Here is a 14298-nt window from a genome sequence, read left to right as displayed (position 1 = left end):
GCAAGACGTTACTACGCGTAGCGATGTGATTGATTCGCCGCACAATAGCTGACTTGGGTTACGTAAACGTCAACGCCATATAATCGATTGGCCCCCGTCGTAGCCGCCGGGGACCACGCCCGCCGCAAGCACGGCCAAGCCGGCACCAGACCGGCGCACCAGGCTGCAGGCGGCCGCGAGCCAATCCAGCCAGCGGTGGAGACCATGACCGATCTTTCCGATGTGCGCGATGCCCGTCGCGACGCGCCCCGGGCGCAGGCGCGCGGCCCCGTCAACAAGGTGCGTTTCGTCACGGCGGCTTCGCTGTTCGACGGCCACGACGCATCGATCAACATCATGCGGCGCATCCTGCAGTCCTACGGCTGCGAGGTGATCCACCTCGGCCACAATCGCTCCGTCGATGAAGTGGTGACCGCAGCGCTGCAGGAAGACGCGCAGGGCATTGCCATCTCCAGCTACCAGGGCGGCCACGTCGAGTACTTCAAGTACATGGTGGATCTGCTGCGCGAGAAGGGCGGCGAGCATGTGCAAGTGTTCGGCGGTGGTGGCGGCGTGATCGTGCCGGACGAGATCCGCGAACTGCAGTCCTACGGCGTGGCGCGCATCTACAGTCCCGAGGATGGCCAGCGCATGGGCCTGGCCGGCATGATTGCCGACATGGTGCAGCGCTGCGATATCGACCTGAGCTGCTATGCGCCGACAACGCTCGACGCGGTGGTCGCAGGCGACCGTCGCGAGCTGGCGCAGCTCATTACCGCGCTGGAGAACGGCAAAGCGGATCCGGCGCTGGTGGCGGATCTGCGCGCGCAGGCGGACCAGGCCACGGTGCCAGTGCTGGGCATTACCGGAACTGGCGGCGCTGGGAAGTCGTCGTTGACGGACGAACTGATCCGCCGTATCCGTCTGGACCAGCAGGACACGCTGCGCATCGCGATGGTCTCGATCGACCCGTCGCGGCGCAAGTCCGGCGGCGCGCTGCTCGGTGACCGCATCCGCATGAATGCGATCAACCATCCGAACATCTTCATGCGCTCGCTGGCCACGCGCGAGGCAGGCAGCGAGATATCGCAGGCACTGCCCGATGTCATCGCCGCGTGCAAGGTGGCCGGGTTCGATCTGGTCGTAGTCGAAACCTCGGGCATTGGCCAGGGAGATGCGGCCATCGTCCCGCACGTCGACCTCTCGCTCTACGTGATGACGCCGGAGTTCGGCGCCGCGAGCCAGCTCGAGAAGATCGACATGCTCGACTTCGCCGATTTCGTCGCGATCAACAAGTTCGACCGCAGAGGCGCGCAGGATGCCTGGCGCGATGTGGCCAAGCAAGTGCAGCGCAACCGCGAACAATGGCATGGCAAGCCCGAGGACATGCCCGTGTACGGCACGCAGGCGTCGCGCTTCAATGACGACGGCGTGACCATGCTCTACCAGGGCCTGCGCGAGGCGCTGGCCGCGAAGGGACTGAAGTTGCAGCCGGGCACGCTGCCGGCGCTGACCGGCCGCGTTTCGACCGGACAGAACGTCATCGTTCCGCCGCAGCGCAACCGCTACCTGGCGGAACTGGCCGATACATTGCGTGGCTATCACCGGCGCGTGGCGGAGCAGAGCCGCATCGCGCGTGAGCGCCAGCAATTGCGTGCGTCCAGCCGCATGCTCGCGCAAGCGCAGGGCGAAGGCGTTGCTGCACTGGACAACCTCTGCGCGCAGCGCGACGCAGCGCTTGGCGCGCTCGAACGCAAGCTGCTGGACATGTGGCCGCAAATGCAGCAGGCCTACAGCGGTGACGACTACGTGGTGAGGATTCGCGACAAGGAACTGCGTACGCGGCTCGTAAGCACCACGCTGTCTGGCACGAAGATAAGCAAGGTCGTGCTGCCGCGCTTCGAAGACGATGGCGAAGTGTTGAAGTGGCTGATGCGCGAGAACGTGCCCGGCAGCTTCCCGTACACCGCCGGCGTGTTCGCATTCAAGCGCGAGAACGAAGATCCCACGCGCATGTTTGCCGGCGAGGGCGATGCCTTCCGCACCAACCGGCGCTTCAAGCTGGTGTCGGAAGGCATGGAGGCCAAGCGGCTTTCCACCGCATTCGACTCGGTCACGCTGTACGGCGAAGACCCGCACGTGCGTCCTGACATCTACGGCAAGGTCGGCAATTCCGGCGTGTCGATCGCCACGCTCGACGACATGAAGGTGCTCTATGACGGCTTTGACCTGACCAGCCCGAGCACGTCGGTGTCGATGACGATCAACGGGCCGGCGCCGACCATCCTGGCGATGTTCATGAACACCGCCATCGACCAGAACCTCGATAAATTCCGCGCCGACAACGCCCGCGAGCCGAGCGCCGACGAAGAGGCCAAGATCCGCGCGTGGGTGCTGCAGAACGTGCGCGGCACGGTGCAGGCCGACATCCTCAAGGAAGACCAGGGCCAGAACACCTGCATCTTCTCGACCGAGTTCTCGCTCAAGGTGATGGGCGATATTGCCGAGTATTTCGTGCACCACCAGGTGCGCAACTTCTATTCGGTGTCGATCTCGGGCTACCACATCGCCGAGGCCGGCGCGAACCCGATCTCGCAGCTCGCCTTCACGCTCGCCAACGGCTTCACCTATGTCGAGGCGTATCTGGCGCGCGGCATGCACATCGACGACTTCGCGCCCAACTTGTCATTCTTCTTCTCGAACGGCATGGACCCCGAGTACAGCGTGCTCGGCCGCGTGGCGCGCCGCATCTGGGCGGTGACGATGCGCGACAAGTATGGTGCCAACGAGCGTAGCCAGAAGCTCAAGTACCACATCCAGACTTCGGGCCGCTCGCTGCATGCGCAGGAGATCGACTTCAACGATATCCGCACCACGCTGCAGGCGCTGATCGCGATCTACGACAACTGCAATTCGCTGCACACCAACGCCTATGACGAGGCCATCACCACGCCCACCGGCGAATCGGTGCGCCGCGCGCTGGCGATCCAGCTGATCATCAATCGCGAATGGGGCGTGGCCAAGTGCGAGAACCCGAACCAGGGCAGCTTCCTGATCGAAGCGCTGACCGACCTGGTCGAAGAGGCCGTGCTGCAGGAGTTCGAGCGCATTGCCGAGCGCGGCGGCGTGCTTGGAGCGATGGAGACCGGCTACCAGCGCGGCAAGATCCAGGAGGAGTCGCTGTACTATGAACAGCTCAAGCATGACGGCACGCTGCCGATCATCGGCGTGAACACGTTCCGCAATCCGGACGGCGACCCGATCCCGCGAAAGCTGGAACTGGCGCGCTCCAGCGAAGCCGAGAAGCAGAGTCAGCTCGACCGTCTGGCCGCATTCCAGCAGGCGCATGCCGACGCGGCGCCTGCCATGCTGCAGCGCCTGCGCCAGGCCGTGATCGACAACCAGAATGTGTTTGCGGTATTGATGGACGCGGTGCGCGTGTGCTCGCTGGGGCAGATTTCGCACGCGCTGTTCGAGGTCGGAGGGCAGTACCGCCGCAATATGTGAAATAAAAGGCAGAAAATTGCACGGAAATCGAGGGGCGGCGGGGGGCTATCACGGCCATGGCCGCCCCTGTGCGTTAAACTCGACAGCTCGCCGGACCCCGGAACCACGCCGCCCCCCGACCATGAACAGCCAGTACGACACGAACAATATTTTTGCGAAGATCCTGCGTGGCGAACTGCCGTGCATCAAGGTCTATGAAGATGCCGAGACCATCGCCTTCATGGATATCATGCCGCAATCCGACGGCCATACCCTGGTGGTGCCGAAGGAAGCCGCGGTCAACCTGTTCGACCTGTCGAAAGCCGGCGCCGAGGCCGCGATCCGCACCACGCAGCGCGTCGCGCGCGCGGTGCGCCAGGCCTTCAATCCGGACGGATTGTCGATCGGGCAGTTCAATGGCGCAGCTGCCGGCCAGACCGTGCCGCACGTGCATTTCCATATCGTGCCGCGCTATTCGGACCAGGCCTTGCGCGGCCACGCGCGCGACACGCAGACCCCGGACGTGCTCGAGGCCCACGCGCAGCGCGTCATCGCCGCGCTGCGCGAACAGGCTGCCTGAGCGGCTGCCCGAGCGCTAGCGGACAACGAATACATAACCAGCAACGAGGAACAGAGAGATGGCAATCAGGACAGTGGGCATCGTCGGTGCCGGCACCATGGGCAACGGCATCGCACAGGCCTGCGCGGTAGTAGGCCTGGACGTGGTGATGGTGGATATCAGCGACGCAGCGGTGCAGAAGGGCATTGCCACCGTCGCCGGCAGCCTGGACCGCCTGATCAAGAAGGACAAGATCAGCGAAGCCGACAAGGCCGCCGCGCTCGCGCACATTCACGGCTCCACCGCGTATGAAGACCTGAAGAAGGCCGACATCGTGATCGAGGCCGCCACCGAGAACTTCGACCTGAAGGTCAAGATCATCAAGCAGATCGACGGGATCGTCGGCCCGGAAGTGATCATCGCGTCGAACACCTCGTCGATCTCGATCACCAAGCTTGCCGCCGTGACCAGCCGCGCCGACCGCTTCATCGGCATGCACTTCTTCAACCCGGTGCCGGTGATGGCGCTGGTCGAGCTGATCCGCGGCCTGCAGACCAGCGACGCTACGCACGCCGACGTCGAGGCGCTGGCGAAGGAACTGGGCAAGTACCCGATCACGGTGAAGAACAGCCCCGGTTTCGTGGTCAACCGCATCCTGTGCCCGATGATCAATGAGGCCTTCTGCGTGCTGGGCGAAGGCCTGGCGTCGCCGGAAGAAATCGACGAAGGCATGAAGCTCGGTTGCAACCACCCGATCGGCCCGCTGGCGCTGGCCGATATGATCGGCCTGGATACCATGCTGGCAGTGATGGAAGTGCTGTACACGGAGTTTGCCGATCCGAAGTACCGCCCCGCCATGCTGATGCGCGAGATGGTGGCCGCAGGCTATCTGGGCCGCAAGACGGGCCGTGGTGTGTACGTGTATAGCAAGTAATCCCTGCAACTCACGGGCGTTGCAATGACGCAACGCATGTGCAGTAATCGCCGGCCGCCATTGAGGCGGCCGGTTTGCTTTCGACGTGAATCCAAGCCTTCGCCGCGCGCCGCGAACGACGCTTACATAGCTTCACATGCAGAAACAATTCCACGCCACCCGTTACGTGACCGCCGCGTTAGAGTGAATCATGGAATCAAGACAGAAAAGGAACCAGATGATCCGACCCCTTCTAGCCGCCTTCACGCTTGGCGCGTTGTCGCTGGCAGCCAGCCCGGCGATGGCACGTGTCGATGTCGGCGTCAGCATCGGCGTGCCCGCACCGGTTTACGTCGAACCTGCCCCCGTTTATGTAGCGCCGCCGCCGCCGGTCTATGTGGCGCCTCCTCCTCCCGTTGTCTACGGCCCGCCGCCGGTGGCTGCGTATGGCCCGGCGCCGGTCGTCGTTGCTCCGGCCATCGTGATGGGCTGGCATGGGGACCGCTATTGGGACGGCCGCCGCTGGTGGGGACGCGAGCAGTGGTACGGCCACCGCGGCCATCGTGACCGCGATTGGGACGACGACCGTGACCATGGCCACGGCCACGGTCGTGGCCACGACCGCGACCGCTGGTAGCCCGCCTCCGGGGGCAGGGCCTGGATTTCGCCTATAACTGAAATCGCCCCAGCCCACCAACGGAGACGGCAATGCAAAGAACCTGTCTGGCTGTCCTGCTCCTCGCCTTGTCGCTGACCGGCTGTATCTCGGTCAGCAGCAGCGACCCCAATCCTCCGGCCAACAATGCAGCAGCAAGGCCGTCCTCCGGCACCACGGTCACGTGTACACAGTTGCCGTGCTATTAGCCGCCCTGGCAGCTTTCAGGGCGCCAGCCCTGCGCCTGACTGTTCCGAGGCGATCCGCCTGACCTGCATCATGATGTCGTCCGCGAACACTGCGACGGGGGCCAGTGGCAACCCGGCGTGGCGCAGCGCGTCTGCCGTCCACGTGTTGCACGTATAGAGCAAGCTATAGGCAGCAGTCGCCGACAGGTAGGCACCGCCTTCATATGGGCCGGCACCAAGCCTGATGGGGTAGCCGTCCGGATCCCTTTGCACCGCGTGGCGCAGGAAGGTGCGCAATCCCTCCAGTCCGGGCTGGCTGACCGCCAGGCCAACGATATTCCCCGCGCCGAACGCTTCGGCCGGCGGCGCGCGCAGCGCGGTCATCAGCACCACCCCTCGCGCCGGCACGAGTGCCAGCAGCATGGTCACTACCCCATGGTTGCCCCGTACCACGTAGGAACGGTCGCCGAAGCCGAAGCAGAGGTAGCGCACCTCCTCGAATCCGGCGGCAAGGCTACGCACGGCGGGGTCCGCATCCTCGCTGCGCAGGCAGACGTCGGTGTGCCAGCCGCGCACCACCACGTCGATCATGGCAGCGGCGGGTACGGCAGGCGTGATGGATGACGCCGGAGGCAGCGGCGCGCAGGCGGCGGCCGCCAAGGCGGCCGCGCCAGCCAGCAGGCGCCGGGAGGAAAAGGCGCGGCGCACGTTCAGCGCAGCAGGATCAGCCGCGGCACGGCATCGGCCCCGCTCCAGACGATGGCGTTCTGGCCGTGCTTCGTGCCGAGCGCGCTGGCGGTGTCGAGCGATATCCCGGGAACCAGGAAGCTGGGCTCGCCTGGCCAGCCGTTGTCCGGATGCTGACCGATGCCGGCGATGACGGCAAAGCCGAGTCGCGCGAGTTCGTCGGCCAGCGCATGCTGCCGCGCGTCGTTGCGCAATGGATCGCATGGCTGCTGGCTGAATGGATTCGCTGCCGTGATGAACGCGCTCGACGCCACCCGCAGCCGCGCATGCAAGGCGGCCAGCGGTGCGCTTGGCTGGTCGATCTTCAGTATCAGCGGCGCATCGCCATGCACGCGATATTCGGTCTCGCGATAAGCCTGCAGCGTGGCCTCGTCGATCGCGGTGCGCGCCGGCATGCCGTCACTCGCCGTACTGGCGCAGCCCGTCCAGGTCGAGCACTTCGATCACGCCGTAATCCACGCGCACCAGGCCCTGCTGTTCGAGCACCTTGAGCGCCTGGTTGGCGCGCTGGCGTGAAATGCCGGCGAGCAGGCCGATCTCTTCCTGCGAGATCTCAAGCGTGGTGCCGATGCCCGGATAAAGATGTTCATTGAACAGCGACGACACCGCGCGCGCCACGCGCGAGTCGATGTCGAGCAGGCGCTCGTATTCCACCGCGGCGATGAACTGGCCAAGGCGCTCGTTGAACTGTGTGAGCAGAAAGCGCGTGAACGGCAGGCTGGTATCCAGCAGCCACTGAAAAGTCTCGCGCGGCAGGAAGGCGATGGACGAGCGGCGCAGTGCCATCACGTCGTACTTGCGGATCTCCGACTTGAGCACCGCGCCTTCGCCAAACCAGCCGCCGGTCGGCACGCCGGTGAAGGTGACCGACTTTCCCGATGGCGACACGGTAGTGATCTTGACGATGCCCTCGAGCACGCCGAGCCAGTGCTCGGCGATTTCACCCTTGTGGCAGACGTAGTCGCCTTGCGTGTACTCGCGCACGAACATCGCGCGGCGCACGCGTTCGCGCTGCTCCGGACTGAGGTCCGCGGCCCATACGCAGCGGTCGACGAAATCGTTCAGCATGGCCTGGAAAGGTCCTGTAGGGATTAACCCGGAATTGTCACCGGCGTGACAACCGGGGGGAAAGGCATCGGCTATCTTACGATCACTACGGAGCCGGCAAGTGCCACAACACAAGGCACGACGGGCTTGATGCGCTGCGGCATGATGGCCGCCGGGCAAAACAGGCCAAGTATAACGACCCGGACCGGCGCTTGACACCGCGCGTGGATCCCCACGACGGAGGGACAGGAGACAGCGATGCAGGAATCGTCGGCGACGACCTTTCCGCGATTGCTGCTGGAGCACGCCCGGCAACGGCCTGCGCATCCGGCGTATCGCGAAAAGGATCTCGGCATCTGGCAGACATACAGCTGGGCACAGGCCGCGCACGAAGTCCGCGCGCTGGCATGCGGCCTCGCGGCACTGGGCTTCACGCGCGGCATGAACCTGGCGGTGGTGGGCGACAACCGTCCGCGCCTGTACTGGGCCATGACCGCAGCCCAGGCGCTGGGAGGCGTGCCGGTGCCGCTGTACCAGGACGCCATTGCCAATGAAATGGTGTACGTCCTCAACGATGCGGAGATCGACTTCGCCATCGTCGAAGACCAGGAGCAGGTGGACAAGCTGCTCGAAGTCGAAGAGCAACTGGCTGCCTCTGGCCGCAGCGTGCGCCACGTCATCTACGAAGACCCGCGCGGGCTGCGCGACTACGATCATCCTTCGCTGATGTCGTACGCGCGCCTGCAGGAAATCGGCCGCGAATATGACCAGGCACATCCGGGCTTCTACGATGAGGCGATTGCCGCAGGCGAGCCCGAAGATACGGCGATCATTCTCTATACGTCCGGCACTACCGGCAAGCCCAAGGGCGTGTGCCACGCGCATCGCGGCCTGATCGGCTCGGCGCAGAACGGCTGCGGCTTCGACGGCCTCACGGAGAAGGACGACGTACTGTCCTACCTGCCGATGGCATGGGTCGGCGACAACCTCTTCTCTTACGCACAGGCCATGGTGGCGGGATTCACCGTGAACTGTCCGGAATCGCGCGAGACCGTCATGACGGACCTGCGCGAGATCGGGCCGACCTATTACTTCGCACCGCCGCGCATCTATGAAGGCCTGCTCACGCAAGTGATGATCCGCATGGAAGACGCGGGCTGGATCAAGCGCAAGCTGTTCCACTGGGCCATGGATGTCGCGCGCCGCTGTGGTGCCGACATCCTCGACGGCAAGCCCGTCGGACTGGCCGACCGCATGCGCTATGCCGCCGGCGAGTTTCTGGTCTACGGTCCGCTGCGCAATGTGCTCGGCATGAGCCGCATCCGCGTCGGCTATACCGCGGGCGAGGCGATCGGCCCCGACCTGTTCCGCTTCTACCGCTCGATCGGCGTAAACCTCAAGCAGTTCTATGGCCAGACCGAAACCTGCGCCTATGTCTGCCTGCAGCCGGACGGGCAGGTCAAGTTCGATTCCGTCGGCCCGGCGGCACCGGGCATGGAAATCCGCATCGCCGACAACGGCGAGGTGCTGGTGCGCGGCGTGGGCCTGCTCAAGTCCTACTACAAGCGCGACGACGCCACGCGCGAGGCCATCAACGACGAGGGCTATTTCATGACCGGCGACGCCGGTGTAATCGATGCCGACGGGCACCTCAAGATCATCGACCGCGCCAAGGATGTGGGAAAGCTGGCCGATGGCTCGATGTTCGCACCCAAGTACATCGAGAACAAGCTGAAGTTCTTCCCGTACATCAAGGAAGCGGTGGCCTTCGGCACTGGCCGCGACCAGGTCTGCGCCTTCATCAATATCGACTTCGATGCGGTGGGCAACTGGGCCGAGCGCCGCCACCTGCCGTATGCCGGCTACGTCGACCTGGCTGCCCAGCCGGATGTGATCGCGATGATCGGCGAATGCGTGGACCAGGTGAATGCCGACCTGGCCAGCGATGCCATGCTGGCCGGGTCGCAGATCTCTCGCTTCCTGATCCTGCACAAGGAACTGGACCCGGACGACGACGAGCTGACCCGCACGCGCAAGGTGCGGCGCGGCTTTATCGCCGAGAAATACGCGGTGCTGATCGAAGGGCTGTACGCCGGCAAGAGCGAGCAGTTCATCGAGACGCGCGTGAAGTTCGAGGACGGGCGCGAGGGCAGCGTGTCGGCCACGCTGAAGCTGGTGGATGCCAAACGCCTGCCGCCGTCGGCACGCGCGGCGTGAGCAGGGGGAGCAAGAGCATGACGCAAGTGGCCTGGCAAGGATCGGACCGCGCGAGCGCAGGGCAGCGCGGCGGACAACCGGAATGGAACGGCATGGCGCGCACGGATGCATCGGGCGCCATCCCCGGCGGCGGCGCCATCGCGCCGGCCGGCCCGATGGCGCCCGGCGCGCCGCTCGCCGACATCGGCCTGCAAGCCGGCGTGCAGCGTTCGCAGCAGACACATGAGCAAGCGCGTACCGGTGGCGAGGTGATCCTGGACCTGCAGCATATCTCGCTGTCGTTCGGCGGCGTGAAGGCGCTGACCGATATCTCGTTCGATGTGTGCGAGCACGAGATCCGCGCCATCATCGGCCCCAACGGCGCGGGCAAGAGTTCGATGCTGAACGTGATCAACGGCGTGTACCACCCGCAGCAGGGTCGCATCGTGTTCCGCGGCGAAGAGCGCCGCCAGATGCATCCGACCGAAGCGGCGCGCCAGGGTATTGCGCGCACGTTCCAGAACATCGCGCTGTTCAAGGGCATGACGGTGCTCGACAACATCATGACCGGCCGCAACACGCAGTTCCGCACCGGCATTCTCGCGCATGCACTTTGGTGGGGGTCCGCGCGCAATGAAGAGATGCGGCACCGGCAGAAGGTCGAGGAGGTGATCGACTTCCTGGAAATCCAGTCGATCCGCAAGACCCCGGTGGGGCGCCTCCCCTACGGCCTGCAGAAGCGGGTGGAGCTGGCGCGCGCGCTCGCGGCCGAGCCGTCGATGCTGCTGCTCGATGAACCGATGGCCGGCATGAACGTGGAAGAGAAGCAGGACATGTGCCGCTTCATCCTGGACGTGAACCGGCAGTTCGGCACCACCATCGTGCTGATCGAGCACGACATGGGCGTGGTGATGGATATCTCGGACCGCGTGGTGGTGCTGGACTATGGCAAGAAGATCGGCGACGGGACACCGGATGAGGTGAAGGCTAATCCGGATGTGATCAGGGCCTACCTGGGCACGTCGCACTGAGCCCGCGAACGGCTCTCCATTCAACCGATTCCACCGGAACGCAGCCATGACGTTCTTCATTGAAATCCTGCTCGGCGGCCTGCTGTCGGGCCTGATGTACTCGCTGGTAGCGCTGGGCTTCGTGCTGATCTACAAGGCCTCGGGCGTGTTCAACTTCGCGCAGGGCGCGATGGTCTACTTCGCCGCGCTGGCCGTGGTCGGCCTGATGGACAAGGGTCTGCCGATGTGGGCCGCCGTGATCGGCGCCTTTGTCGTGATGATCATTGTCGGCATGAGCACCGAGCGCTTCGTGCTGCGCAAGCTGGTCAACCAGCCGCCCATCACGCTGTTCATGGCCACCATCGGCCTGTCGTTCTTCCTGGAAGGGCTGGGGCCGCTGCTGTTCGGCAACGAAGTGCGCCCGATCAACCTGGGCATCGTCGACGAGCCAATCGAGTCGATCCTGACCAACTTCAACATCGTCCTTTCCAAGTTCGACATCGCGGCGGCGGCGATTGCCGGCGTGCTGGTCGGCTCGCTTGCGCTGTTCTTCCAGTACACCAAGGTGGGCCGCGCGCTGCGCGCGGTGGCCGACGACCACCAGGCCGCGCTGTCGCTGGGCATTCCGCTGCAGCACATCTGGGCCATCGTGTGGGGCGTGGCGGGCTTTGTCGCGCTGGTGGCCGGCATGCTGTGGGGCTCGCGCAATGGCGTGCAGTTCGCGCTGACGCTGACGGCGCTGAAGGCGTTGCCGGTGCTGATCCTCGGCGGCTTTACCTCGGTGCCGGGCGCCATTGTCGGCGGCCTGATCATCGGTGCCTCGGAGAAGCTCGCCGAGATCTACATCCCGCCCGTGTTCCAGTCGGCGTTCGGCGGCAACTTCGGTGGCATCGAGGGCTGGTTCCCGTATGTGTTCGCGCTGCTGTTCCTGCTGGTCAGGCCCGAAGGCCTGTTCGGCGAGAAGCATATCGACCGCGTCTGAACCGACTTCGCTCCAGGAGACTTTCCATGTTCTATCGTGAAGCCGGCCAGTTCAAGACGAGCTACGTCGCCGACAGCCAGATCTTCCCCATCCGCCAGGACCGCATCGGCTTTGCCGTGCTGATGGCGATGGCCTTCCTGGTGATTCCGTTCATTGGCTCGGAATACTGGTTCTCGGCCATCCTGATCCCGTTCCTGATCTTCGCGCTCGCGGCGCTCGGCCTGAACATCCTCACCGGCTATGCCGGGCAGTTGTCGCTGGGCACGGCGGCGTTCATGGCGGTGGGTGCTTACGCGGCCTACAACTTCCAGCTGCGCGTGGAAGGCCTGCCGGTGCTGCTGACGTTCATCCTTGCGGGCCTGTCCGCGGCACTGGTCGGTGTGGCGTTCGGCCTGCCGTCGCTGCGCATCAAGGGCTTCTACCTGGCGGTGGCTACGCTCGCCGCGCAGTTCTTCGTGGTGTGGGCGCTGACCAAGTTCCCCTGGTTCTCCAACAACAGTTCGTCGGGCGTGATTACCGCGCAGCGGCTGGACCTGTTCGGCATGGCCATCGACACGCCGGTGAAGAAGTACCTGTTCGTGCTGGCCATCGTCACGGTGCTGGCGTTCATCGCCAAGAACCTGGTGCGCTCGGCCACGGGCCGCGCGTGGATGTCGGTGCGCGACATGGACGTGGCGGCCGAGGTGATCGGCATTCCGCTGATGCGCACCAAGCTGCTGGCCTTTGCCGTCAGCTCGTTCTACTGCGGCGTGGCCGGCGCGCTGTACGCGTTCTGCTACCTGGGCTCGGTGGAGCCCGACGGCTTTTCGCTGGACCTGTCGTTCCGCGTGCTGTTCATGATCATCATTGGCGGGGTGGGCAGCATCCTGGGCTCGTTCCTGGGCGCGGCGTTCATCCTGCTGCTGCCAATCTTCCTGGACAACGTACTGCCGCCGCTGGCGTCGCTGCTGCACCTGCCGTTCACGAATGCCACGGTATCGCACATCCAGCTGATGGTGTTCGGCGGGCTCATCATCTTCTTCCTGATCGTCGAGCCGCACGGCCTTGCGCGGCTGTGGCAGATCGCCAAGGAGAAGCTGAGGCTGTGGCCGTTCCCGCATTAATCGCATCAATCGCTTTCCGACGTAGCTTTCGATCAAACGGGTACCCCATAACAAACGCACCTGCCAAGGTGAAGGAGACTGTCATGACAACCCTGATTCGCAATGTGCGGCGTGCCGTGCTGGCCGCGAGCGCCGCAGCGGCGCTGATGGTGCCGGCCGCAACGGCACTGGCGCAGACCAACGAACAGTTCGTGGCACTGCCAAGCTACCGCGTGGGCCCGTATGGCGCCAATGGGCAGTCCTGGTATGGCGGCTTCGTCGACTACCTGAACTACGTCAACCTGAAGGATGGTGGCGTCAATGGCGTCAAGCTGAGCTGGGAAGAGTGCGAGACCGAGTACAACAACGCCAAGGGCGTGGAGTGCTATGAACGCCTGAAGGCGAAGAACGCCACCACCAGGGGGACCGCGTATCACTCGATGTCGACGGGCATTTCGTACGCGCTGGTCGACAAGACCGCCGCCGACAAGGTGCCGCTGGTGATGATGGGCTACGGCCGCACCGATGCGGTCGATGGCTCGGTGTTCCCCTATGCCTTCCCGCTGGTGACGACCTACCAGATGCAGGTCTCGGCCATCGTGAAATACCTGGCGACCAAGAATGGCGGCTCGCTCGCCGGCAAGAAGATCGTCTACCTGTACCACGACTCGGCCTATGGCAAGGAGCCGATTGTGGCGCTGCAGGCGGAAGCGAAGCTCGGCAAGTTCAACCTGGTCGAGATACCGGTGGCGCACCCGGGCAACGAGCAGGGCGCGCAGTGGCTGAAGATCCGCCAGGAAAACCCCGACTACGTGATCTTCTGGGGCTGGGGCGTGATGAACCAGACCGCGCTGAAGGCCGCGCAGAAGGTGGGCTTCTCGCGTGACAAGATGATCGGCTCGTGGTGGGCAGGCTCGGAAGAGGACACCGTGCCGGCCGGCGAAGCCGCGAAGGGCTATATGAGCGCCACCTGGAACGTGGCGGGCCGCAGCGTGCCGCTGATCGCCGACATCGACAAGGTGGTCTACGGCGCGGGCAAGGGCAATATGCAGGACAAGAACAAGGTTGGCTCGGTGCTCTACAACCGCGGTGTTTCTGCGGCCGTGGTGACCGTGGAAGCCATCCGCGTGGCGCAGGCGAAGTTCGGCAAGGGCAAGCCGATGACCGGCGACCAGATGCGCTGGGCCTTCGAGAACCTGAACCTGACCAACGCGCGCCTGCAGCAGCTTGGCGCGACCGGCCTGCTGCCGGAAATCAAGACCAGCTGCGACAACCACGAGGGCTCGGGCAAGGTGAAGATCCAGCAGTGGGACGGCACCAAGTGGGTCGTGGTGTCCGACTGGATCGAAGGCAACAAGAACCTGATCCACCCGCTGTTCAAGGCGACCGCGGCGCAGTACGCGAAGGAGAAGGGAATCACGCCGGGGTGCATGAAGTCGTGATGCTGAACGCGT

Annotated in this window: 13 protein-coding genes; 10 read left to right on the top strand and 3 right to left on the bottom strand. The window is 64.6% G+C overall.

Annotated elements, in window-relative coordinates; genetic code table 11:
• Nucleotides 1-204: 204 nt before the first annotated feature.
• From icmF to AC3FKG_RS09530, 5 genes are all read left to right on the top strand, one after another.
• Entirely contained in the window at nt 205-3486 is a 3282-nt protein-coding gene (gene icmF, locus AC3FKG_RS09550) for a fused isobutyryl-CoA mutase/GTPase IcmF (protein WP_488742924.1), read from the top strand.
• Nucleotides 3487-3607: 121 nt separating this feature from the next.
• The gene (locus tag AC3FKG_RS09545) at nt 3608-4045 is read left to right on the top strand and encodes an HIT family protein (protein WP_488742923.1); all 438 of its coding nucleotides are present in this window, start codon (nt 3608-3610) and stop codon (nt 4043-4045) included.
• Nucleotides 4046-4103: 58 nt separating this feature from the next.
• A complete protein-coding gene (locus AC3FKG_RS09540) occupies nt 4104-4958 on the top strand; it encodes a 3-hydroxybutyryl-CoA dehydrogenase (RefSeq protein ID WP_483710255.1) in 855 nt (284 codons plus the stop codon).
• A 217-nt stretch (nt 4959-5175) separates the two neighbouring features.
• On the top strand, nt 5176-5574 hold the full coding sequence (locus AC3FKG_RS09535) for a hypothetical protein (RefSeq protein ID WP_483710256.1): 399 nt from the start codon (nt 5176-5178) through the stop codon (nt 5572-5574).
• A 71-nt stretch (nt 5575-5645) separates the two neighbouring features.
• A complete protein-coding gene (locus tag AC3FKG_RS09530; RefSeq protein WP_483710257.1) occupies nt 5646-5801 on the top strand; it encodes a hypothetical protein in 156 nt (51 codons plus the stop codon).
• Nucleotides 5802-5816: 15 nt separating this feature from the next.
• On the opposite strand, the gene AC3FKG_RS09525 is transcribed toward AC3FKG_RS09530, so the two are convergent.
• Genes AC3FKG_RS09525 through AC3FKG_RS09515 form a run of 3 tightly spaced genes read right to left on the bottom strand, consistent with a single transcriptional unit; the run spans nt 5817 to nt 7595 of the window.
• Nucleotides 5817-6488, bottom strand: coding sequence for a DUF2459 domain-containing protein (locus AC3FKG_RS09525; protein ID WP_488742922.1), 672 nt, complete (start codon nt 6486-6488; stop codon nt 5817-5819).
• 2 nt (nt 6489-6490) lie between these two features.
• Nucleotides 6491-6922, bottom strand: coding sequence for a DUF3293 domain-containing protein (locus AC3FKG_RS09520; protein WP_483710259.1), 432 nt, complete (start codon nt 6920-6922; stop codon nt 6491-6493).
• 4 nt (nt 6923-6926) lie between these two features.
• A complete protein-coding gene (locus AC3FKG_RS09515; RefSeq protein WP_483710260.1) occupies nt 6927-7595 on the bottom strand; it encodes a Crp/Fnr family transcriptional regulator in 669 nt (222 codons plus the stop codon).
• Between the two features lie 237 nt (nt 7596-7832).
• On the opposite strand from AC3FKG_RS09515, the gene AC3FKG_RS09510 reads away from it, so the two are divergent.
• The 5 genes from AC3FKG_RS09510 to AC3FKG_RS09490 all read left to right on the top strand — a co-directional run bounded on the left by AC3FKG_RS09510 (nt 7833) and on the right by AC3FKG_RS09490 (nt 14286).
• Nucleotides 7833-9791 carry an AMP-dependent synthetase/ligase gene (locus tag AC3FKG_RS09510; RefSeq protein WP_483710261.1) on the top strand — a complete coding sequence of 653 codons (1959 nt, stop codon included), beginning with the start codon at nt 7833-7835 and terminating at the stop codon, nt 9789-9791.
• A 17-nt stretch (nt 9792-9808) separates the two neighbouring features.
• Complete coding sequence (locus AC3FKG_RS09505; RefSeq protein WP_488742921.1) at nt 9809-10801, top strand: ABC transporter ATP-binding protein; 993 nt, start codon at nt 9809-9811, stop codon at nt 10799-10801.
• Between the two features lie 46 nt (nt 10802-10847).
• A complete protein-coding gene (locus tag AC3FKG_RS09500; RefSeq protein WP_483710263.1) occupies nt 10848-11762 on the top strand; it encodes a branched-chain amino acid ABC transporter permease in 915 nt (304 codons plus the stop codon).
• A gap of 26 nt (nt 11763-11788) precedes the next feature.
• The gene (locus AC3FKG_RS09495; protein WP_483710264.1) at nt 11789-12865 is read left to right on the top strand and encodes a branched-chain amino acid ABC transporter permease; all 1077 of its coding nucleotides are present in this window, start codon (nt 11789-11791) and stop codon (nt 12863-12865) included.
• A gap of 83 nt (nt 12866-12948) precedes the next feature.
• A complete protein-coding gene (locus tag AC3FKG_RS09490) occupies nt 12949-14286 on the top strand; it encodes an ABC transporter substrate-binding protein (RefSeq protein WP_488742920.1) in 1338 nt (445 codons plus the stop codon).
• Nucleotides 14287-14298 lie beyond the last annotated feature (12 nt).

This window comes from Cupriavidus sp. 22TCCZM04-2 (genome assembly GCF_057798895.1).
This window is presented reverse-complemented; position numbering and strand designations above follow the sequence as displayed.

Excerpts from the sequence above, each read along its gene's own strand:
- icmF (WP_488742924.1), top strand. The coding sequence starts at position 205 with ATGACCGATCTTTCCGATGTGCGCGATGCCCGTCGCGACGCGCCCCGG.
- AC3FKG_RS09545 (WP_488742923.1), top strand. The coding sequence starts at position 3,608 with ATGAACAGCCAGTACGACACGAACAATATTTTTGCGAAGATCCTGCGT.
- AC3FKG_RS09540 (WP_483710255.1), top strand. The coding sequence starts at position 4,104 with ATGGCAATCAGGACAGTGGGCATCGTCGGTGCCGGCACCATGGGCAAC.
- AC3FKG_RS09535 (WP_483710256.1), top strand. The coding sequence starts at position 5,176 with ATGATCCGACCCCTTCTAGCCGCCTTCACGCTTGGCGCGTTGTCGCTG.
- AC3FKG_RS09530 (WP_483710257.1), top strand. The coding sequence starts at position 5,646 with ATGCAAAGAACCTGTCTGGCTGTCCTGCTCCTCGCCTTGTCGCTGACC.
- AC3FKG_RS09520 (WP_483710259.1), bottom strand. The coding sequence starts at position 6,922 with ATGCCGGCGCGCACCGCGATCGACGAGGCCACGCTGCAGGCTTATCGC.
- AC3FKG_RS09515 (WP_483710260.1), bottom strand. The coding sequence starts at position 7,595 with ATGCTGAACGATTTCGTCGACCGCTGCGTATGGGCCGCGGACCTCAGT.
- AC3FKG_RS09510 (WP_483710261.1), top strand. The coding sequence starts at position 7,833 with ATGCAGGAATCGTCGGCGACGACCTTTCCGCGATTGCTGCTGGAGCAC.
- AC3FKG_RS09505 (WP_488742921.1), top strand. The coding sequence starts at position 9,809 with ATGACGCAAGTGGCCTGGCAAGGATCGGACCGCGCGAGCGCAGGGCAG.
- AC3FKG_RS09500 (WP_483710263.1), top strand. The coding sequence starts at position 10,848 with ATGACGTTCTTCATTGAAATCCTGCTCGGCGGCCTGCTGTCGGGCCTG.
- AC3FKG_RS09495 (WP_483710264.1), top strand. The coding sequence starts at position 11,789 with ATGTTCTATCGTGAAGCCGGCCAGTTCAAGACGAGCTACGTCGCCGAC.
- AC3FKG_RS09490 (WP_488742920.1), top strand. The coding sequence starts at position 12,949 with ATGACAACCCTGATTCGCAATGTGCGGCGTGCCGTGCTGGCCGCGAGC.